The organism is Paraburkholderia sp. Ac-20340, from assembly GCF_017104965.1.
GTDB lineage: Bacteria > Pseudomonadota > Gammaproteobacteria > Burkholderiales > Burkholderiaceae > Paraburkholderia.
In genome coordinates, this window is the sequence record NZ_JAAGPR010000036.1 from 25747 (window position 1) to 46199 (window position 20453).

At 61.4% G+C, this 20453-nt stretch carries 23 protein-coding genes; 14 read left to right on the plus strand and 9 right to left on the minus strand.

Features of this window, described 5'->3' with window-relative positions; translation table 11 throughout:
* Positions 1-10 precede the first annotated feature (10 nt).
* The 6 genes from G3N59_RS30785 (at position 11) to G3N59_RS30810 (ending at position 4013) form a co-directional block, all read left to right on the plus strand.
* The gene (locus G3N59_RS30785) at positions 11-922 is read left to right on the plus strand and encodes a hypothetical protein (RefSeq protein WP_205986606.1); all 912 of its coding nucleotides are present in this window, start codon (positions 11-13) and stop codon (positions 920-922) included.
* A 36-nt stretch (positions 923-958) separates the two neighbouring features.
* Positions 959-1141, plus strand: coding sequence for a PAAR domain-containing protein (locus G3N59_RS30790; RefSeq protein WP_205986607.1), 183 nt, complete (start codon positions 959-961; stop codon positions 1139-1141).
* Positions 1142-1397: 256 nt separating this feature from the next.
* On the plus strand, positions 1398-2336 hold the full coding sequence (locus tag G3N59_RS30795; protein WP_205986608.1) for a hypothetical protein: 939 nt from the start codon (positions 1398-1400) through the stop codon (positions 2334-2336).
* A gap of 36 nt (positions 2337-2372) precedes the next feature.
* The gene (locus tag G3N59_RS30800; RefSeq protein WP_205986609.1) at positions 2373-2627 is read left to right on the plus strand and encodes a PAAR domain-containing protein; all 255 of its coding nucleotides are present in this window, start codon (positions 2373-2375) and stop codon (positions 2625-2627) included.
* Between the two features lie 232 nt (positions 2628-2859).
* Positions 2860-3453, plus strand: coding sequence for a DUF3274 domain-containing protein (locus tag G3N59_RS30805; protein WP_205986610.1), 594 nt, complete (start codon positions 2860-2862; stop codon positions 3451-3453).
* Between the two features lie 140 nt (positions 3454-3593).
* Complete coding sequence (locus tag G3N59_RS30810; protein ID WP_205986611.1) at positions 3594-4013, plus strand: helix-turn-helix transcriptional regulator; 420 nt, start codon at positions 3594-3596, stop codon at positions 4011-4013.
* Between the two features lie 10 nt (positions 4014-4023).
* Here G3N59_RS30810 and G3N59_RS30815 read toward each other — a convergent pair whose 3' ends face one another.
* From G3N59_RS30815 to G3N59_RS30835, 5 genes are all read right to left on the minus strand, one after another.
* A complete protein-coding gene (locus G3N59_RS30815; protein WP_205986612.1) occupies positions 4024-4212 on the minus strand; it encodes a hypothetical protein in 189 nt (62 codons plus the stop codon).
* A 93-nt stretch (positions 4213-4305) separates the two neighbouring features.
* Positions 4306-4488 (minus strand): hypothetical protein, encoded by a 183-nt coding sequence (locus tag G3N59_RS30820; RefSeq protein ID WP_205986613.1) that lies wholly within the window; start codon positions 4486-4488, stop codon positions 4306-4308.
* A gap of 111 nt (positions 4489-4599) precedes the next feature.
* Complete coding sequence (locus G3N59_RS30825; RefSeq protein ID WP_205986614.1) at positions 4600-4908, minus strand: hypothetical protein; 309 nt, start codon at positions 4906-4908, stop codon at positions 4600-4602.
* A complete protein-coding gene (locus G3N59_RS30830) occupies positions 4905-5129 on the minus strand; it encodes a hypothetical protein (protein ID WP_205986615.1) in 225 nt (74 codons plus the stop codon). The genes G3N59_RS30825 and G3N59_RS30830 overlap by 4 nt, the downstream gene beginning before the upstream one ends.
* A 23-nt stretch (positions 5130-5152) precedes the next feature.
* Positions 5153-5344, minus strand: a complete 192-nt coding sequence (locus tag G3N59_RS30835; protein WP_205986616.1) for a hypothetical protein — start codon at positions 5342-5344, stop codon at positions 5153-5155.
* Between the two features lie 497 nt (positions 5345-5841).
* Here G3N59_RS30835 and G3N59_RS30840 point away from each other — a divergent pair, with 497 nt between their 5' ends.
* The 3 genes from G3N59_RS30840 to G3N59_RS30850 all read left to right on the plus strand — a co-directional run bounded on the left by G3N59_RS30840 (position 5842) and on the right by G3N59_RS30850 (position 9555).
* Positions 5842-8046 (plus strand): TonB-dependent siderophore receptor, encoded by a 2205-nt coding sequence (locus G3N59_RS30840; protein WP_205986617.1) that lies wholly within the window; start codon positions 5842-5844, stop codon positions 8044-8046.
* 145 nt (positions 8047-8191) lie between these two features.
* On the plus strand, positions 8192-8875 hold the full coding sequence (locus G3N59_RS30845) for a Fe2+-dependent dioxygenase (protein WP_205986618.1): 684 nt from the start codon (positions 8192-8194) through the stop codon (positions 8873-8875).
* On the plus strand, positions 8872-9555 hold the full coding sequence (locus tag G3N59_RS30850; protein WP_205986619.1) for a PepSY-associated TM helix domain-containing protein: 684 nt from the start codon (positions 8872-8874) through the stop codon (positions 9553-9555). The genes G3N59_RS30845 and G3N59_RS30850 overlap by 4 nt, the downstream gene beginning before the upstream one ends.
* A 15-nt stretch (positions 9556-9570) precedes the next feature.
* On the opposite strand, the gene G3N59_RS30855 is transcribed toward G3N59_RS30850, so the two are convergent.
* Positions 9571-10500 (minus strand): LysR family transcriptional regulator, encoded by a 930-nt coding sequence (locus tag G3N59_RS30855; RefSeq protein WP_205986620.1) that lies wholly within the window; start codon positions 10498-10500, stop codon positions 9571-9573.
* A 101-nt stretch (positions 10501-10601) separates the two neighbouring features.
* Here G3N59_RS30855 and G3N59_RS30860 point away from each other — a divergent pair, with 101 nt between their 5' ends.
* Positions 10602-11525 carry an EamA family transporter gene (locus G3N59_RS30860; RefSeq protein WP_205986621.1) on the plus strand — a complete coding sequence of 308 codons (924 nt, stop codon included), beginning with the start codon at positions 10602-10604 and terminating at the stop codon, positions 11523-11525.
* Between the two features lie 13 nt (positions 11526-11538).
* Here the strand turns inward: G3N59_RS30860 and cobF are convergent, their stop codons facing one another.
* Both cobF and G3N59_RS30870 read right to left on the minus strand, forming a co-directional pair.
* A complete protein-coding gene (gene cobF / locus G3N59_RS30865) occupies positions 11539-12309 on the minus strand; it encodes a precorrin-6A synthase (deacetylating) (RefSeq protein WP_205986622.1) in 771 nt (256 codons plus the stop codon).
* On the minus strand, positions 12306-13247 hold the full coding sequence (locus tag G3N59_RS30870) for a LysR family transcriptional regulator (RefSeq protein WP_205986623.1): 942 nt from the start codon (positions 13245-13247) through the stop codon (positions 12306-12308). The genes cobF and G3N59_RS30870 overlap by 4 nt, the downstream gene beginning before the upstream one ends.
* Before the next feature lie 143 nt (positions 13248-13390).
* Here G3N59_RS30870 and metE point away from each other — a divergent pair, with 143 nt between their 5' ends.
* Both metE and G3N59_RS30880 read left to right on the plus strand, forming a co-directional pair.
* The gene (metE, locus tag G3N59_RS30875; RefSeq protein ID WP_205986624.1) at positions 13391-15694 is read left to right on the plus strand and encodes a 5-methyltetrahydropteroyltriglutamate--homocysteine S-methyltransferase; all 2304 of its coding nucleotides are present in this window, start codon (positions 13391-13393) and stop codon (positions 15692-15694) included.
* A gap of 125 nt (positions 15695-15819) precedes the next feature.
* Entirely contained in the window at positions 15820-16407 is a 588-nt protein-coding gene (locus G3N59_RS30880; RefSeq protein WP_205986625.1) for a LysE family translocator, read from the plus strand.
* A gap of 8 nt (positions 16408-16415) precedes the next feature.
* Here the strand turns inward: G3N59_RS30880 and G3N59_RS30885 are convergent, their stop codons facing one another.
* Entirely contained in the window at positions 16416-17246 is an 831-nt protein-coding gene (locus G3N59_RS30885; RefSeq protein WP_205986626.1) for an AraC family transcriptional regulator, read from the minus strand.
* 148 nt (positions 17247-17394) lie between these two features.
* Here G3N59_RS30885 and G3N59_RS30890 point away from each other — a divergent pair, with 148 nt between their 5' ends.
* Together G3N59_RS30890 and G3N59_RS30895 are read left to right on the plus strand one after the other, a co-directional pair.
* A complete protein-coding gene (locus G3N59_RS30890) occupies positions 17395-17910 on the plus strand; it encodes an N-acetyltransferase (protein WP_205986627.1) in 516 nt (171 codons plus the stop codon).
* Between the two features lie 180 nt (positions 17911-18090).
* Positions 18091-20442 carry a HAMP domain-containing protein gene (locus G3N59_RS30895; RefSeq protein WP_205986628.1) on the plus strand — a complete coding sequence of 784 codons (2352 nt, stop codon included), beginning with the start codon at positions 18091-18093 and terminating at the stop codon, positions 20440-20442.
* Positions 20443-20453: the final 11 nt, after the last annotated feature.

Below are 20453 nucleotides of genomic sequence, written 5' to 3' on the forward strand. Positions count from 1 at the left end.
CGAACACATCATGGCAAAGACAAGCAAGACACGACTAGACAAGGTACTTCCTGAAGTGAGGTCGTGGTCTACGGACAATTGGCCGCTGTCCGGATGGCTGGACGATTACTTGACAGGAAAGGGCAAGGTTGAATTGGCGATTTCCGATCTGTACAAGACTGGGATGATCAGCGTTGGTGAGAGCTTGCTTGCCGCGCAAGATGGACAATGGTTGCCTGCAAACCAGCGGATGACTTGCGCGTTCGTGCGGATGTTGTATTCCGAACTGATTGATATTGAACGTCTAAGCGGTACTGAGAGAACGATTATCTTTGACCTCGACATGGTTACTCAAACTATGCTCGGCGTCATCGCCATAGGCCAGCCTCAACTCGTCAAGCCGTTCCATCAGGTCGTGTTCGCTGGTCTCGACGGCGGTTATGGCATCCATGATGGGCGTAACCCATCCGATGACACCACGCTGCGCTACGCCGCCTTCGGTCTGTCCATCATCGGTGACTGGCTCGGCGAGCCGCTAGACTTAGATAAACACAAGTTGCCGCGCGATCCCGCATGGGGACTGCTGGTCGCAAACTGGCGCGAACCCGATCCGGCAAAGCTGCTGCCCATCCTCATGCAGGCGTGCGACACCCATGTGGAGCGCATTGCGGTGACCGGACGTGAAGTCGATGTGGAATCCGCGAAGTATGAGTTCGGCTCCGTATTCGAAGCTGTTTATCCCGCCGAAATTCTGGCCGTGCTGCGCCTGCGCGAGATGGAAGGGTTAAGCAATCCAGAACGTATCGATCACTCGCTCATGCAGACGCCCTACGCGCGTATCACCTGCCGCCCTGGCGAGTTGCCTTTGCAGGATGAACTGCTCGACCGCTTTATCGCAACCGTGCGCCGCCGCGATCCACAGGTGCTGCCCGCAGGCGTTTAACCAGCCAGCACTGTTAAATCATCGAGGGAGGTTTCCGTGCCAGCCATCATTCGCGTTGGTGATCGTCACTCGTGCCCGCTTCACGGCATGGGTACAGTCTCGACCGGCACCAGCGGCGTCACGGTCAACGGACGGCGCGCTTCACTTATTGGCGACAGCACCAGTTGCGGGGCCACTATCGTGACTTCTCGGTTTCAGCAACAACCCTACCGTCGCTAGCCGCTACGGCCTTACTAACGCGAGCGAACACGGACTGGACATGCTGGTAAAGGTGCCCCCCGCCGTCGATCACGGCGCGCCCCCCAACTACCGATGTAATGAGGAGCAGTATCGATGGGCTACAGGGTGTAGCGCCGACCCGAACGCTAACGTTCTCGGAGGAAACCCTGCTGGTGATCGAGACTAAGGCGACGCTGGGAGGAGCTAATACGCCGAAACTGAATACGACGCAGGGTGTGGGCGGGGCGGGCGTTCAATGGAATCTCTGGTAAGCAAGCACATTATGGTAAAGACGAACAAGACTCGACTGGACAAGGTGCTTCCTGAAGTCAAAGAGTGGCCGTCTGGCCTTCTTCCTCAGTTTGGATGGCTTGACGGCTATCTTGAAGAGAGGGAAAACGTTGGACTTGCGACCGAAGATCTTTTTGGAGCAGCCATGCAAGAAGCAGGAAGCAGCTTGCTTGCAGCGCTAGACGGTCGATGGCTAAACGCAAACCAGCACATGACCTCAGGTTTTGTGCGGATGCTATATGCCGATATGATTGGGATTGCTTTACTCAGGGGTACAGATCGAACCATCGTAAGTGATCTTGATACAGCGACGAAAACGATGTTCGGCAGCATCGCCATGGGCCAGCCGCAGCTCGTCAAGCCGTTCCATCAGGTTGTGTTCGCTGGCATCGACGGTGGGTATGGAGTCGATGATGGACACAATCCCCCACTGGGTTCTACCCTGCGCTACGCGGCCTTCGGTCTGTCCATCATCGGTGACTGGCTCGGCGAGCCGCTAGACTTAGATAAACACAAGTTGCCGCGCGATCCCGCATGGGGACTGCTGGTCGCAAACTGGCGCGAACCCGACCCGGCAAAGCTGCTGCCCATCCTCGTGCAGGCGTGCGACACTCATGTGGAGCGTATTGCGGTGACCGGGCGTGAAGTCGATGTGGAATCCGCGAAGTATGAGTTCGGCTCCGTATTCGAAGCTGTTTATCCCGCCGAAATTCTGGCCGTGCTGCGCCTGCGCGAGATGGAAGGGTTAAGCAATCCAGAACGTATCGATCACTCGCTCATGCAGACGCCCTACGCGCGTATCACCTGCCGCCCTGGCGAGTTGCCTTTGCAGGATGAACTGCTCGACCGCTTTATCGCAACCGTGCGCCGCCGCGATCCACAGGTGCTGCCCGCAGGCGTTTAACCAGCCATCACTGTTAAATCATCGAGGGAGGTTTTCGTGCCAGCTATCATTCGCGTTGGTGATCGTCACTCGTGCCCGCTTCACGGCATGGGTACAGTCTCGACCGGCACCAGCGGCGTCACGGTCAACGGACGGGCCGCCTCACTTATTGGCGACAGCACCAGTTGCGGGGCCACTATCGTGACTGGTTCCTCTTCGACGGTAAACGGGCAGGGCTTTGCCCGCGTGGGTGACACCACCAGTCATGGCGGGACACTGCTCGGAGGGGATGAAGGTTGCGAGATCAATTGATTCATAGGAGTCGCTATGCCAGAGGCGGGGACGACAACGCACACCATTGAAGAGATGCGGCGCATTGCCGGGAGCCGGGGCGGTGCATGTGTGTCGGAGGTCTACGTGAATAGGAGCACCCCGCTCACGTGGCGCTGTGCCGAGGGGCATTGCTGGGACGCAACGCCCGCCGCAGTGACCCGTACCAAAGGCACGTGGTGTCCGGTGTGTTTCAGGTCGAGTACCCGATGACGTGCTGCGACCACTCGGCGAGCGCTTCCATCAGCGCATCTTTACGTTGCGCGAACGCACGGGCCAACCGGAATATGTTGGTGCACCCCCGCCAGACTATCGCTATGTCATGCGGCAGCACGGTGAGAGCACGTGGGACGGCAACGGTCAAGGCTTCGTGGGGAATGCAAGCAAGGCTGAACTCGATGTCGGCCAGACCGTGACGCTTAATGCGCCTGTGTCGCCGGAGCTACTCGAAGTGAATTTCGACTCAGGCGGAACGCTGGATACGGCGGGTGCCAAGGGTGGCATTCGCATGGTCAAGGCAGCGATGGACCCTATCGAAGCCTCGATTGGAATCACATATAAAGGATGGGAGCCGGGCGTCTACCGCGACTATGACCTGGACGCCGGCGATCCTGCGTTGGCTCAAGGGGGAAGCCCTGAGGACATTCAAGCGGCGATGAACCGGGGCAAGGAGACGTTCGATCTGACGCGAGTGACAGACGTCATTACTGGATGCGATCGCTCCTTGCGACTTGGCGCAACATTCATGGCACTGCACGGCCATAGCACGAGTTGCGGCGCAACGCTGATTTCCAGCTTGCCAGGCTAGACCGGTTCCGTCATGGAGAAGGACGTCATTCTCGATGCGCTTGCCATGGACCTTGGGGCAGGTCTCGAAACGTCGCTCCAAAATGCAATTTTCAGACCTTTCTGAGGGCAATTCTCTCGTAATTAAGCGAAGGTTATCCCATGCCTACGCGAACCGAAAAAGCCGCCTTTGCCGCCCGTCTGCGGGCTGTCATGAGGCGCGAATCCCTGTCGCTGGAAGGACCCACTGCACTGGCGAACTGGCTCAAACAGCGCAGTCACGGCGCCATTTCCGTATCGCCGCAAACTGCTCACAAGTGGTTGAAGGGCGCCACCATTCCGCTTCACGACACGCTCGTGTTATTCGCCGAGTTGTTCGACGTCGATCTGCACTGGCTGCAATATGGGCCGGGCCAGCGAGGCCCGGAATTTCCGCCTTCGCCGCAGCCTGCCACGATGCGTGAGCCGACCATACCGCCTGCGCACGCACACCAATTGCTCTCGAGGTTCGAATCTCTCGACAAAGGCGATCGCGCATTGGTCGAAGTATTGATTTCGCGGCTGACCAGTTTGCCCGACTAGACATCTGCGTTCAAACCACCAACGCCACCACCGCAACAACTGTCATCACGAACGCCACCGCTGCCAACGGCGCCACGCGCAAATCGTCCATCTGATGATGGCAATCCACGGTATTGAATAGCGGAAGAATCAGTATTGCGAAGTAACCCAGCATGATTTGCAGCGCCAGTAATAACTGGAGCGTCGATTCAACGGGCATGGTGCTGACTCCGCGGTGAAGGGCGGAGTCAGTCTAGTAAGCGAAAATGCGGCTGTGCATAGGCCGATCGTCAAGCATCGTTAGAGTTGTCGTTCACCCGGGTTCGGCGACCAGAATCAATACTGCCATCGCGATCAGGGTGGCCGTAGCGCAGACCAGCAGCGCTAACGGCCGCCTTTGCAGCATCGCGTCGATAGTGGGAATCAGCATTGGCGTCATGGCGAGCATGACGATAACAACGATAAACAACGCCCAGACATTGGTGAGATGCGGCATGAGATGGCGCTCCACAATTGGATGACATCCATCGTAGAGCGCGAGCCTGTGACTGCGTATCAGATCGATCTGATTCTGCTTCTGCTTGAACGGCGCCCGGCCGCTTCGGCATCAAGCCGCCATCGGCGCAGGACTCAGCATCAAAATCACGCTCACGCCATCGGCTGCTTCGATTTTCGAAATTGCGCAGTCGTTCAGGGCAATATCGAAGGTGCCTTCCTTGAGATGTATCGTTGCGCTGCCGTGAGGATGAAACGTCAGATTCGTCACGAGGCTTTGCTCGGTTTCCGCGTTTGCGACACGCGAAAGCGCGAGCGCATCGACGAATATTGCACTTACCGGCTTCTGTGCTTCCGGCTGGTCGTTCTGCCCTTGGGTTTCGGCTTGATTACGTTTGACAGAGGGCTTGCGCTGCTTCATCGGTTCGACTCCTTATTGCCGGAACGTCCGGCTGTGTCGCGATGAATCTTAGGTTTGCGCCGCGTCGGTCGATATCGAAAGAATACGAATTTATCGCTGCCTTTATACCTGGCATATCTGATTAATGGCCGTGAACTGGCTCCGCGCACGAGCAGCACGGAAATGCCGCCGAAGAAAGCGAAAAACGGAGCCAGGACGCTGAGCACGACGGCAACAGGCATGATGCGTTCTCCTTGTGCGGCACTCAGGCAGCAGGCAATAACGCAGCAATGGCGAGCAGCACCACGGCCAGCGAAACAATGCCGATTCCCGCCGTACGCAAGGCAACACGTCGACGCTCGATTAGCGGGTCGGAAGACGGAATAAACAGAATCGTGGCGCCTGCCAGAAAGAGAACAAGTAGCAGGACAGCCCGGAATGAAATGGGATAGGGCACGATGCGACTCCCTGAATGAGTTGGTTAAGTCACATCGTAGAAATCCCCGCCACTGACGCCAATCAAAGAAGTTCGAATCTGAGGTCGAACGAGCCCGTCAATACAACGCTAGGTACGCCAAAAAAATATAAGGATGCCGAATCAATTGACGCGCCAAACGCAGCGACTTATTAATCAGACAAATAAAGCCAAATTAAATTACAAAATCCAACCATTGAAATTACATTTTCATTATTCATAACAAAACCCGCCGAAAATCACGCGTTGTAGCTGAAATGCATCAATCGATTGAAATAGTTGGTAACTTCTGGAATGATAGCGATTCTCATTCCTCGGCCAATCACACGATGGTTGTCCGGGCTTTAATTCAAAAATAGCCAGCCTCGTCGATCCCTGTGCGTTTTCAAGGGGCCGCCAGCCAGCCACCGCCATCCAGGCCGAACGCGTCTCCTTCGCGCGCTCCACCGGCTGGATCTTCTTTCGTCGCACAGGGAACCATGTTGATCAGGACGCCGCTCGCGAGTGCCCTCGCGCTAGCTTTTGCCTTGCCGTTTGCCACCTCCGCGCTCGCTCAGAGCGCGCCGGCCGTTGCCGCTTCGGACGCTGCTGCGCCCGCGGCGAGCGCTCAAGCCAAAGCGAAAGCCGACGATAACGGCACGCTGCCCGCCGTCGCCGTTTCCGCCGAGGCGGCGCCGCAGGATTTCCAGGCCGAGAAGTCGACGGTGGGCGCCAAGACGCCCACGGCGCTGCGCGACATTCCGCAGACGGTGACCGTCATCAACAAGGCGCTGATGCAGTCGCAAGGCGCGACCTCGTTCCAGGACGCGCTGCGCAACGCGCCCGGCATCACCATCGGCGGCGCGGAAGGCGGGCAGATCGGCAACAACATCAATCTGCGCGGCTTCACGGCGCAGAACGACATCTACCTGGACGGCTTTCGCGACCGCAACCAGTATTACCGCGATACCTTCGATCTGGAGTCGATCGAAGTGCTCTACGGTCCCTCGTCGATGCTGTTCGGCCGTGGCTCCACCGGCGGCGTGATCAACCAGGTGAGCAAGCAGGCCGGTCTCAAGCCGATCACCGAGGTTTCGTCGACGATCGGCACCAACGACCGCTATCGCGCGACGCTCGACGTCGATCGTCCGCTCGGCGATCACGCGGCGTTCCGCCTGAACGCGTTCGGCCAGTCGCTCGGTTCCACGCGCGACGAGATGATGAACAAGGACTACGGTTTCGCGCCGACGCTGCGTTTCGGCATCGGCACGCCGACCGAGGTCACGCTGTCCGCGCTGATCCAGCACAACTACGATCAGCCCGATTACGGCGTGCAGTCGATCAACGGCCATCCGTTCTCGCCGTCGAAGAGCACGTACTACGGCCTGACCGACGACCGCACGATCCAGGACGTGCAGACCGTTTCCGCGCGGATCGATCACAAGTTCAACGATCAGTTCAAGATCAGCAACCAGACGCAGTTCTCGCATTCGCTCACCGATGCGCGCGAGACGGCGGCGCAAGCCGTGCTCACGGGGCCGCTTTCGACCAGCACGGCGCTCAAGAATGGCAATTACACGTCGCTGCCGCTTTCGGATCTTTATGTGAAGCTGCAGAGCCACGATCGCGTGATCGAGAACCACTCGATCTACAACGATACGATGGCGCAGTACAAGTTCAACACGGGCTTCGTGAAGCACGAGATGATCGCGGGCGTCGAAGTGGGCCACGACAGCTACACGAATCAGGCCTACACGCGCAACAATCTGCCGATCGTTTCGCTGCTCGACCCCGTTTATATTCCGACGCCGTCGAACGTCACGACGACGGTGGGCAATCACGCGGAATCGGGCGCAACGACGCTGGCGGCGTACTTCAACGAAACGATGTCGCTGGGCGAGCACTGGAAACTGATTGGCGGTGTGCGCTGGGATCGCTTCCAGGCGCACATTACGAATTCGATCAGTGCTCCGAACTATGCGGCGCAGACCAATACCTTCACCAGCGTGCGCGCGGGCGCGATCTATCAGCCGACCGACTGGCAGTCGTATTACTTCTCGTACGGCACGTCGTTCGATCCGTCGCTGGAGGCGATGACCGTCACCAATACCACGCAAGGTCTCGCGCCCGAGCACACCAAATCGTATGAAGTGGGCGGCAAGTGGGATCTGCTGAACGGCAATCTTTCGGTGACATCGGCGTTCTTCCAGCAGGAAATGGATAACGCGCGCACGCAGACGACCGCCGGCGAATACACGCTCGAAGGCGATATTCGCGTGCGCGGTTTCCAGGCGGGCGCGACCGGCCACATCACCAACAAGTGGCAGGTGTTCGCGGGCTACACGTATATGGACGGCATCGTGCTCAAGGCCGCCGACGGCACCCAGGGCAAGACGCCGGCGAACACGCCGCGCAATACCTTCACGCTCTGGACCACGTATGCGTTCACGCCGCATTGGGAAGTGGGCGGCGGGCCGACCTATATGTCGTCGCGTTACGCCGCGAACACGAATTACGTGCAGGTGGGCGGCTATACGCGTTGGGATGCGATGGCCGAGTATCACGAGAAGAAGTGGGACGTGCGCCTGAATTTGCTGAACCTGACCAACAAGTTCTACTATGACGCGCTGATCCAGTCGGACGGCGGACGTTCGGTGCCAGGCGTCGGACGCACGTTCCTCGCCACGGTCGATTACCGCTTTTAAGCTGTACCGTTCGTAACCGGCGCTAATGATGGAGCCACGCCGGTGTCACGCAAAGCCCGCATGATTGCGGGCTTTTGTGCGTCCGAACCCCTTGTAATGCCGCGTAATCAAAGCGGTGCAACGCGGAACCAGGAAGGAAACGACGATGCTGATTTCTATCCCGAACGTCTTGACGCCCGAGCAGGTGCAGGCCATTCGTGCGCGCCTTGACCATGCGGGCGACGCGTGGGTCGACGGTCGCGCGACGGCCGGCTGGCAAGGCGCGCCGGTCAAGCGCAATCAGCAGATTGCCGAGCACACGCCGATCGCGCGCGAACTGGGCGATATCGTGCTGGCCGCGATCGAGCGCAATCCGCTTTTTATCAGCGCGGCGTTGCCGAATCAGGTCTATCCGCCGCTGTTCAATCGCTATGAAGGCGGCATGACGTTCGGCTCGCATGTCGATGGCGCGGTGCGCGTGCTGCCCAACGGCGTGAAGCTGCGCACCGATGTTTCGGTCACGCTGTTTCTTTCCGATCCCGACGAATACGACGGCGGCGAACTCGTGATCGAAGATTCCTATGGCGTGCAGGAAGTGAAGCTTCCGGCGGGCCACATGATCGTCTATCCGGCCACGAGCCTGCATCAGGTGAATCCGGTCACGCGCGGCGTGCGCGTGGGCAGCTTCTTCTGGGTGCAAAGCCTCGTGCGCGACGACACGAAACGCGCGCTGCTGTTCGACATGGACACCGCCATTCAACGCCTCAACGCGAGCGACGCGGACGCGCAGGCGCGCCGCAGTCTCGTGGGCTGCTATCACAATCTTTTGCGTATCTGGAGTGAGACGTGAGTTCTGCTGACAACGCCGTTTTAATCGACGATCAACAACGTAGCGAGCGCACGAAGCGTTCGCGGCGCGCCACCTTTATCAAGTGGCTGCGCAAGGTGCATGGCTGGGTCGGTTTGTGGGGCGCGGCGCTTGGCCTGCTGTTTGGCGTGACGGGTTTCGTGCTCAATCACCGGATGGAGCCGTTGCGGATTTCGCCGGGCGCACCGCAGGTTTCGTCGATGCAGCTCGACGTGCCCGATCCCGCGCCCGAAACGCCGCGCGACATGGTCAAGTGGCTCAAGTCGCAACCCGATCTGAAGCTGCCGCCGCACATGGGCCGCGTGCAGAAGGAGCCCTCGCACAAGGTCGCGTGGGGCGATCGCACCGTGATGCAGCCCGAACACTGGCAGATCATGTTCGCCGCGCCGCATGAAAGCGTGAGCGCCGAATACTGGGTCGGCGACGATGCCATCACGCTCAAGCGCTCCGACAATTCGCTGATGGCGACCATCACGAATCTGCACAAGGGCGTGGGCATGAGCATCGGCTGGGTGCTGTTTATCGACACCTTCGCGGGCGCGCTGATTCTGCTTTCGCTCACCGGCGTGCTGCTGTGGACCGAACTGAACAAGCGCAAGACGGTGGGGGCCGTGCTGTTGATCGGCTCGATCGTCGTGGCGGTGTGTGTCGGGCTCGCCTGAGTTTGAGTTTTAGCTTTAGTTAGGCGGGGTCGTGTTGCCCAGGTGTTGCGCAAGATAGTCGATGAACGCGCGCACCTTGGGCGGCAAAAAACGGTTGGGCGGATAGAGCAGCCAGACCGGTCCCCGATAGGCCCGCGCCTCGAAAATCCACTCGGGCAGCACCTGCACGAGCCGGCCGTCGCGCAACGCGTCGGCCGCCGTGAATTCCGGCAGGCAGGCGATGCCCCAGTCTTCCAGCGCCGCTTCGCAGCGCGCGCCCGCGTGATTGGCGATATAGCGGCCTTTCACTTCCACGGTCTGCGTTTGCGCGCCCTGACGCAGGCGCCAGCGATGATCGTCGGCGGTTTCTCCCAGCCATAGGCAATCGTGTTGCGCCAGTTCGCGCGGTTCGCGCGGCGTGCCGCGCGCGGCCAGATACGCGGGCGACGCGCACAGCAGCCAGCGCACGGCGCCCAACTGACGCGCGGCGAGGCCCGGCGGCGGCGTGTGCGTCGGACGGATCACGAGATCGAGGTTGTCGCGCAAGGGATCGGCTTCGTGGTCGGTGAAGACGAGTTGCACGTCCACATCGGCGAATTCGCGCAGAAAGCCTGGAATCAGCGGATGAATCACGGTTTTTGCATAAGCCGTGGGCGCGGCCACGCTCACGCGACCTTGCGGCTTTGCGGCGAGCTGGCCCGCCGCGTCGATGGCGCCCGCCGCCGCGCCGACCATATCCCGGCAATGCCGATAGACCTGCTCGCCCGATTCCGTCACGCGGATCTGGCGCGTCGAACGTTCCAGCAAACGCGCGCCCAGCGCCTCTTCCAGCCGTTTGATCTGGCGGCTGACCGTCGATGGCGTGCTGCCCAACTGGCGCGCCGCGACCGAGAAATTGCCGGCTTCGACCACGCGCGCAAAGGTGGCGAGATCGGGTAACAGGGCGAACAGGTCGGTTGGGTTCATCTGTGCGTGGGCGACATAAAAGATGTTCGTGTCAGGCTGATTATCGCCATGAATGCAAAGCAGGACAATGGCCGCTCTCGCCATCGATGAGGTCCGCTGCCATGTTTTCGCGCTTCGCCCGCCTGATGCATCTCGCCGACTGGCTGCTGCTGGCCGTCGCGTTCGTTTGGGGCACGAGTTACGGCGTGGTCAAGCACGCGCTGGCGTTTTATCCGGTGCTGGGCTTGCTGGCGCTGCGCTTCGGCATCACGTTCGTGCTGCTCGCGCCTGCATTGCGCACGCTGCGCCTGGCGTCGCGGCGTGCGTTGGGCGGGGCGCTGCTCGCGGGCGCGCTGTTGCTCGGCATCTTTTTGTGCGAGACCTTTGGCGTGATGCTGACGCGCGCATCCAATGCGGCGTTTCTGATCAGCCTGTGCGTGGTGCTGACGCCGCTGGTGGAGTGGGCGATGTTGCGGCGGCGTCCCGCGCGCGCCGAGTGGCTGGCGGTCGCGGCTTCGCTTGCGGGCGCGTGGCTGCTGACCGGCGGCGCCTATGTGCCGAATACCGGCGACGGGCTCATTCTGCTGGCCGCGCTCCTGCGGGCGATTTCCGTGTGCGTGACCAAGCGCGTGATGCGCGACTCCGCGCTCGATCCGCTTGCCGTGACGGCCGTGCAGGCGGGCTGCGTGACCTTGGGCAGCACGGCGCTTGCGCTGGCGTTCGCGCCGCAACAGTGGCAGGCGCTACCTGCATTCGCCGGACACGGCGCGTTCTGGTTGAGCGTGGCGTGGCTCGTGCTGGCCTGCACGCTCTTCGCGTTCTTCGTGCAGAACTACGCCGTGCGCCGCAGCAGCCCGACGCGCGTGGCCTTGCTGATGGGCAGCGAACCGGCGTTCGGCGCGCTGTTCGCCTGCGTGTGGCTGGGCGAGCGGTTGAGCGCCGCCGCGTGGATGGGCGGCGCGCTGATCGTCGCCGCGTCGCTGCTGGCGACAGTGCAATGGAAGCGCGCCGGCGCAGCGGCGCTCAGCGAAACCGCCAGCGCCTGAATGCGCGAGCGCTTTAGTCCTGCACGCCGCGTTTGCGCAGCAGATACGTATCCATGATCCAGCCGTTCGCTTCGCGCGCTTCGGCGCGCACGCGCACGATCTCGTCTTTCACCTCGTCTAGCGGCCCCGCTACGAGGATTTCATCGGGCGTGCCTACATACGCGCCCCAATAAATGTCGAGATCCTCGCCGGCGATCTGCGTATAGGCGTTCTGTGCGTCGAGCATCACCACGGCGCTGTCGGCATCGTCGGGAAAGCCGTTTTCCACCAGCCTGCGCCCCGTCGTAATGCTCACAGGCTTGCCGATAAAGTTCAGCGGCACGCGATGCTTCGCCGCCAGCGCCTGCACGCTGCTGATGCCCGGAATCACCTCGAAATCGAATGCCACGCGCCCTTCGGCCAGAATCGCGTCGAGAATGCGGATCGTGCTGTCGTACAGCGACGGATCGCCCCAGACCAGAAACGCGCCGCATTGCCCATCGGCGAGTTCGTTCTCGATCAGCCCTTCGAACACGCGCTGCTTGTCGCGATTGAGTTCGTCGACGGCGGCCTTGTATTCGACGCCGTCACGTCGACGTTCCGGGCTCGTGGCTTCCACGATGCGATAATCAGGATTCCGTATGAAGCGTGCGCAGATCTCCTTGCGCAGCGCCACGAGCTTGTCTTTTGCCGCGCCCTTGTCCATCACGAAGAACACATTGGCGGCGTTGAGCGCCTCGATGGCCTGTATGGTCAGATAGTTCGGGTCGCCCGCACCAATGCCGATGATCAGAATCTTTTTCACGTCGTAGTTCCGGTGAGTGAGTCGTCCGCGAGGAGTTCGATAGCGTCGAGTTGTGTGGCGCAGATATCGCGCACGATGGTCACGAAATCGGCGAAATAAGGGCGCGTGGCGATGGCTTTGGGGGCGATCGCGTAAAGCTCGCTCCACAGGCCTTTCGCGCCCACGCGCCGCGCGAGCACGTAATCGTGATCGACATAGCTTTTCACGCCCCAGTTGGGCAGCGCGGCAATGCCGCGCCGGCTTGCCACCAGCTGCATGATGGCGATGGTCAATTCCGCCGTGCGGCGCTCCAGCTTGATGCCCGCGGGTTCCAGCACTTCGCGGATCAAGTCGATGCGCGATTCCGGCACGGGATAGGTGATGAGCGTTTCGTCGCGCAGGTCGTCTGCGTTGAGCTTGCGGCGATTGCGCAGCCGATGCTCGTTGGCCATCACCACGAGAATCTCGAAGCGAAACAGCGGCGCGACCGTGAGCGAGCGGCGCGCGCGCGGCTTCGAGCCGATCACCACATCGGCTTTGCCTTCGGCGATCAAACGCATGGGATCGGCGTGAAAGCCCGCGACGAGATCGACCTCGACCTCGGGCCAGCGGCGGCGGAATTCGTCCATCACCGGCATCAGCCAGTCGAAACAGGTATGGCATTCGAGCACGATGCGCAATTCGCCGCGCGCGTCGCCCTTCAGGCGCACGAGATCGCGCTCGGCGGCGGCCACGCCGGCCAGCGTCTCGCGCGCGAGCGCGAGCAGGCGTTCGCCCGCCGCCGTAAAGCGCAGCCCCTGACGCGTGCGCTCGAATAGCGAAACGCCGTAATGGCTTTCGATGTCGCGGATCTGGTGCGAAAGCGCCGACTGGCTCAAATGCACGCGCGCGGCGGCGGCCACGAGCTTGCCCGAATCGGCGATGGCGACGAGCGAGCGCAAATGACGGATTTCGATCATGCGGCTTCGCTTGGGCCGTGCGGCCCGGCAAAAAACTGGATATGAATTTGGCTCATACAACGATGAAAACATGTCGCTTGAAGAATGATAGCGCGACTTCGACAATGCCCCGCTAAACAGGACATTTGCAGACTCGATCGACCATGGCACGCACTCATATTTCCGGCTTTCCCCGCATCGGCGCGCAGCGCGAACTGAAGTTCGCGCAGGAGGCGTTCTGGCGCGGCGAAATCGACGAAGCCCGTCTGCATGACGTAGGCGCTGGCCTGCGTGCGCGTCACGGACTGATGCAACGCGACGCGGGTCTGGACTTCGTGTGTGCGGGCGACTTCGCCTGGTACGACCCGATGCTGAGCATGAGCGCGCTGCTGGGCGCCTTGCCGGAGCGTTTCGGTTTCGACCCGCGTACGCTGACGCTCGCGCAGTACTTCGCGCTCGCACGCGGCAACGCGCAGCAACCGGCGCTGGAAATGACGAAGTGGTTCGACACGAACTATCACTACATCGTGCCGGAGATCGACGCCGATACGCGTTTTGACGGTGGCGTGGACTGGTTTTACGAAGAAGTGGGCGAGGCGCAGGCGCTCGGGCGCGCGGTCAAGCCGGTGCTGATCGGCCCGATTACGTGGCTGTGGCTCGCCAAGAGCCGCGTGCCCGGTTTCGATCGTTTGTGGTTGCTGCCGCGCTTGCTGGTGCGTTACACGCGCATTCTGGAGGCGCTGAAGGCGCGCGGCATCGAATGGGTGCAAATCGACGAGCCCGCACTGTGCTGCGATCTCGAAGACGACTGGCTGGCGGCGTTCGGCGCTGCGTATGAAGCGCTCGGCGAAAGCGAGGTCAAACTGCTGATCGGCACGTATTTCGGCTCGGCGGCGCAACATGCGGCGCGCGTGGCCGCGCTGCCGGTGCACGGTATTCACGTCGATCTGGTGCGTGCGCCGGAACAACTCGACGTATGGCGCGCGGCGCTGCGCGACGATCAGGTTCTTTCGGCAGGCGTAATCGACGGTCGCAATGTCTGGCGCGCCGATCTCGCTGCAATCGCCGATACGTTGCTCGACACGCATGTGCAATTGGGCGAGCGTCTGTGGATTGCGCCGTCGTGCTCGCTGGCGCATGTGCCGGTTTCGCTCGACGGCGAGCGCAAGCTCGGTGCGCAGATCAAGTCGTGGCTCGCCTTCGCCACAGAAAAGCTCGCAGAAGTCAGCGCCGTTGCGCTGGCGCTGACCGATCGCGCCGCCGCGCAGGCGCAACTCGATGCGGCGAGCGCGGCGCTGGCGGCACGCTCGCAATCGTCGGCGGTCGTGAATACGCTGGTGCAGCGTCGAACGGCGGCGGTGACGGATGCGATGGCGCAGCGCAAGAGCGCATTCGAGGTGCGCGAGCGTCTGCAGCGCACCGCACTGCGTCTGCCGCTCATGCCCACCACGACGATCGGCTCGTTCCCGCAGACGGCGTCGATCCGCGAGACCCGCGCTGCTTACCGTCGCGGCGAACTGCGTGCGCTCGACTATCTGGAGCGCATGCGCGAGGAGACCGCGGATTCGGTGCGCCGCCAGGAAGCGCTGGGACTCGACGTGCTCGTGCACGGCGAAGCCGAGCGCAACGATATGGTCGAATATTTCGCCGAGCAACTGTGGGGTTTCGCCGTCACGGAAAACGGCTGGGTGCAGAGCTATGGCTCGCGCTGCGTGAAGCCGCCGCTGATTTACGGCGATGTGTATCGTCCCGAGCCGATTACGGTGGAGGCGATCCGCTACGCACAATCGCTCACGACGCGTCCGCTCAAGGGCATGCTGACCGGGCCGGTGACGCTGCTGCAATGGTCTTTCGTGCGCGACGACCAGTCGCGTGCGACCACGGCGCTGCAACTGGCGCTGGCGATTCGCGACGAAGCGGTCGATCTGGAGAAAGCGGGCATCGGCATCGTGCAGATCGATGAACCGGCGTTTCGTGAAGGCGCGCCGCTGCGCCGCGAGGCAAGCGATGCGTATTTCGCGTGGGCGGTGCGTGCGTTTCGTGTGGCGTCGTCCGGTGTTGCGGACTCGACGCAGATTCACACGCACATGTGTTATTCGGAATTCAATGCGGTGCTGCCTTCCATTGCCGCGCTGGATGCGGATGTGATCACGATCGAAACGTCACGTTCGGCGATGGAATTGCTCGATGCGTTCGGCGATTTCGAGTATCCGAATGCAATTGGGCCCGGCGTGTACGACATTCATTCGCCGCGCGTGCCGCATACCGATGAAATGGTGCGCCTGATCGAGCGCGCCTGCGAAACGATTCCCGCCGCACGGCTTTGGGTGAATCCGGATTGCGGCCTGAAAACGCGCGCGTGGGCGGAAACCGAAGCGGCGCTGCGCAATATGGTGAGCGCCGCGCGCGTGTTGCGCGAGCGTTATGCGGCGAATACGAACGAGACGGCGGTGCCGGTGGCGGCATAAGTTTGATTGCGCGCGATTGCGTTTTAGCGCGCCACAGTAATTTTCTTCAATACGCTCGGCTTCTGCTTGCGTACGCTCGACGGTGAATCATCGCCGTCGGGCGTATCGAGGAGAACACGAGCATCATGAGTACCGCACTTTCGATGGCCGCTTTCGCGCTGGCCACGTCCATCACGCCCGGTCCTGTGAATATCGTCGCGCTGGGCGCGGGCGCACGTTATGGTTTGCGCGCGAGCCTGCGCCACGTCACGGGCGCGACGGTGGGCTTTGCGTTGCTGCTGCTTTTAATCGGCCTCGGTCTGCATGAACTGCTGGCGCAATGGCCGTCGCTAACACATGCGATCGAATACGCGGGCGTTGCGTTTCTGCTTTACGTCGCGTGGAAACTCGCCACCGACGATGGCCGTATCGATTCGAATCGCAGCGCGCGCGGCCCCAGACTACTCACAGGCGCCGCGATGCAATGGCTCAATCCCAAGGCGTGGCTGGCTTCGGTGGCGGGAATGGGCGCGTATGCGGCTTCGGGCGATAAAGCGATCGTCTGGCAGTTCGCGGCGATTTACTTCGTGGTTTGCTACGCGTCGATTGCGTGCTGGGCGTGGGCGGGCGCTTCGCTGCGCCAGGCGCTGCGCGAACCTTCGCGCGTGCGCTTGGTGAATCGCGCCATGGCGCTGTTGCTGGCGGCAAGTGCTTTCTGGCTGCTTCTGGAATAGCGTCGCGATTAGATTCCGCGATATTGCCCCGGCGTAGCCGCCACAAACTGCCTGAAGGCGCGTTGCAAATGCGCCTGATCGGCGAAACCGGCTTCGGCGGCGACATCGGCGATGGCGTGGCCGCGGCGCAATTGCGCGCGGCTGAACTCGATGCGCCGGTTCACCACATAAGCATGCGGCGTGAGGCCGTATTGCTCGCGAAACGCGCGAATCAGATACGAAGGCGAAAGCTCAGCCGCCGCGCAAATCTCTTCGAGCTTGAGCGCGCGCGTGTAGTTATCGTCGATAAACTCGGCGGCGCGCGTAATACGGCGATCGGGCGCGCACACGGCCGCGTGCTCCGGCGCGGGATTGAGCGTTTGCTGTAGCAGCGTGAAATAGTGCCGCGCCGCGCTTTCCTTGCGCGCCACGTCTTCGTGCGGATCGACCAGCACGTCATAGAGACTGTTCAAGCCGGCAAACAAGGCCTCGTCCCACGTGAGCGTCTGCTCGAAAGGACTGAACCCTTCCTGCGCGCCAAAGCCCAGTTCGTGCTGCAAACGCGCGAGCCAGTCCACGTCGATATGAAACATGCGGTATGTCCACGCCACATCGTCGGCGGGATTGCAGGCGTGGACCACTTGCGGATTGATCACGACAATCGCGCCCGCATGAATATGTTCGAGCGTATCGCCGTTCAGATAGGTGCTTCGCCCGCCCAGAATCGCGCCGATCGAAAACGTGCTGTGCGCGTGACGGCCATAGCGCACCTTGCGGCCATCGGCGATGGCGCGCACTTCGATAAAGGGCAGGGCGTCGTCGCGCCAGAAACTGGGCGTGGCGTCGGTCGATTGCGGCATGGCGAACCTCGAAAGCGATGCCTTGCAATGACGCATGGCATGAAGCCTCGATATTAACGCAGCGCGCCTAACTGATTACGAGAGAGCGTACACGCCGGTCGTGATAGCTTGATGGCCCGATTCATTTCGACCAGGACGCGCACTGCCTATGAACGCCGCCACGCTCACGATCCGCACGCTGACCGAACACGATGTCGACGCCTTTCACGCCATGCGCCTGCATGCGGCCGTGGATGCGCCGTTTGCCATCGTCCCCACGCACGAAGAGGAATCGCGCTGGACTCGCGAAGAAAACATCGCGCGTGTGCGCGAGACGGATCAGCAGGCCGTATTCGGCGCTTTCGATGGCGAAACGCTGATCGGCATCGCTGGCTGGCGGCGCGAGCAGCGCGTGAAATTCGCGCATAAATCGCTCATCTGGGGCGTGTTCGTCGATCCTGCTTACCGTCGCACGGGCATCGGGCGGCGGCTGGTGGAAAGCGCGATTGGGCGCGCGAAAGCGAGCGGCGTCGAGCAGGTGCAACTGAGCGTAGGAGCGCAAAATTCGCGCGCGCAAACGTTGTACTCGTCGCTAGGCTTCGTGATTTACGGTCGTGAACCGCGTGCCATGCGAATTGGGAATACGTATTTCGACGAAGAAATGATGGTGCTGATGCTCGCGTGAATCGATGCACAATGAATGTGAATAGACCGAATCTGTCTGTGCGTTAACGCACTAATTAAGTACATTCATCATTTCGTCATACAGCTGAGTCGATAATCCACTTCGAATAAATTGGCCTTAGTGTCACGAGGCGCGCAACGATAGCGCGCCCGGCACGAACCCAGGCTCGGGGATTTCGACATGACCATTCGTCACCGCATCACGCTACTCATCGTCTTGATGTTCGTCGCGCTGTCCGCCATCGGCGGCTACGCGGTTTATCAGACGCGCCGCAGTGCCACCGATGTTCACCAGGTTACGCAGGGCGTCGTGCCCAGCGCGCTGGCGTCTTCCGATCTCGTTTCGCTCGTCAAGGATGTGCAACTGGCGACGATGACGCTGGTCTACGCGCCGGACGCGACCACGGCGCAACTCGCGCAGGACGATCTGAAGAAGAAGGAAACCGCGCTGCGCGCCGCGCTCGACGTGCAGAAGCAGGCCGCTGCAAGCCACGCGCAGGATGGTCTGGTCGCGCAGGCGCAGGAAAGCATCACGAATTATTTCAACGCGATCGACGACACCGCGAAGATGAAGGCGGCCGGCAAGAACGAGCTGGCGCAGGCCTATCTGTTCGCCAACGTGGCGCAGTATCGCGACGAACTCGAAGGCATCGTCACCACGATGCGTGTCGAAAAGAACCGCCAGAAAGACGACGCCATCAACGCGCTCAACGGCATGCTCGATACCACCACGAGCGCGATTGCGGGCGTGACGGGCGGCGCTGTGGTGCTGCTCACGGCAATCGGCCTGCTGCTGTATCGCCAGATCACGCGCCCGCTTTCGCGCATGCAGGAAGAGATGAGCGAGATTGCGTCGAATCAGGATTTCACGCGCCGCGTGCCGGTGGGCCGCATGGACGAAATCGGCCATTCGATCGTCGCGTTCAACGGCATGATCGAGAAGATCCAGCATAGCTCCGCGCAACTCAAGCGCAAGACCGCCGACATTCAGGCGATGCTGCAGAACATGCAGCAGGGCATTCTGACGATCGTTGAAGGCGCAACCATCCACAACGAATACTCGGCGTATCTGGAAGCGATCTTCGAATCGAACGAGATCGCCGGCCGCTCGCTGATGGATCTCGTGTTCTCGCACACGGAACTGGATGCCGACACGCTCTCGCAGATCGACGCCGCTGTGCATGCGTGCCTGGGCGAAGACGATGTGAACTTCGCGTTCAACCAGCATCTGCTGGTGAATGAAGTCACGCGCACGATGCCCGATGGCCGCAAGAAAGTGCTCGACCTGAGCTGGTCGGCCATTACCGATGAAAACGATGTGGTCGTGCGCCTGATGCTCTGCGTGCGCGATGTGACCGAACTGCGCGAACTCGCCGCGGAAGCGGGCGAGCAGAAGCGCCGCCTGCAGATGATCGGCGAAATTCTCGCGGTCAGCGAAGAGAAGTTCCATCACTTCGTTGAGGGCGCAACGGGTTTCATCCACGAGAACGAACGCATCATTCGCCAGCACGATTGCGCGGACATGGGCGCGATCGACGCGCTGTTCCGCAACATGCACACCATCAAGGGCAACGCGCGCACGTACAGCCTGCAGCATCTCACGGGCGTCGTGCACGAAGTCGAGCAGCGTTACGACGCGCTGCGCCGCGAAGACACCAGCCACGCATGGGACCAGCAGGCGCTGATCGACGATCTGCATCGCGTGCGCGAAGCGGTCGATCACTACGCGACGCTCAACGAAGTGAGCCTTGGCCGCGGCATGCGTTTGAAGGACGAAGGCGTGAGCATCGGGCGCGATCAGATCGACGCGAGCCTGCGCCTGCTGGATAGCGCGAATCTGGACGATATCGGCTCGCTGCGTGCGATGCGCGAGGAACTGCGCAAGGTGTTGAGCGGCATTGGTACGGAAACCGTCGCGGATGCGCTGGCGGGCGTGATCGATTCGCTGCCGTCGCTGGCGGTGGAGCTCGACAAGATTGCGCCGGTCGTGCGTATCGACGATGGCGGTTATCGTCTGCGTGGCGAAGCGGCCGGCACGGTCAGCGATGTGTTCACGCACCTGCTGCGCAACTCGCTCGATCACGGCATCGAAATGCCGGCGCAGCGCCGCGCGCAAGGCAAGGACGAAGCCGGACATATCGACATCAAACTGACGATGACCGAAGACGCGCTGCGTCTTGCACTGGCCGACGACGGCCGGGGTCTCGCGCTTGCACGCATTCGCGGCATTGCGGCAGAACGCGGCTGGCTGAACGCCGATGAATCGATCAGCGACGCTGCGGTCGCGGCCTTTATCTTCCGCGCGGGTTTCTCGACGGCGCATAGCGTGACCGAAGTATCGGGCCGTGGCGTGGGCATGGATGCCGTGCGCGACTTCCTCGAACGCGAAGGCGGCCGTATCGAGCTGCATTTCACCGACGAGCACGAAGGCGCCGATTATCGGCACTTCGAAACGATCGTCTATCTGCCGCAGACCTGGGCAGTCGCCGCGACGCCTGCACGCGCGGCCGTGCAAGAGGAAGCGCTGGCATAGCGCTAAGCGGG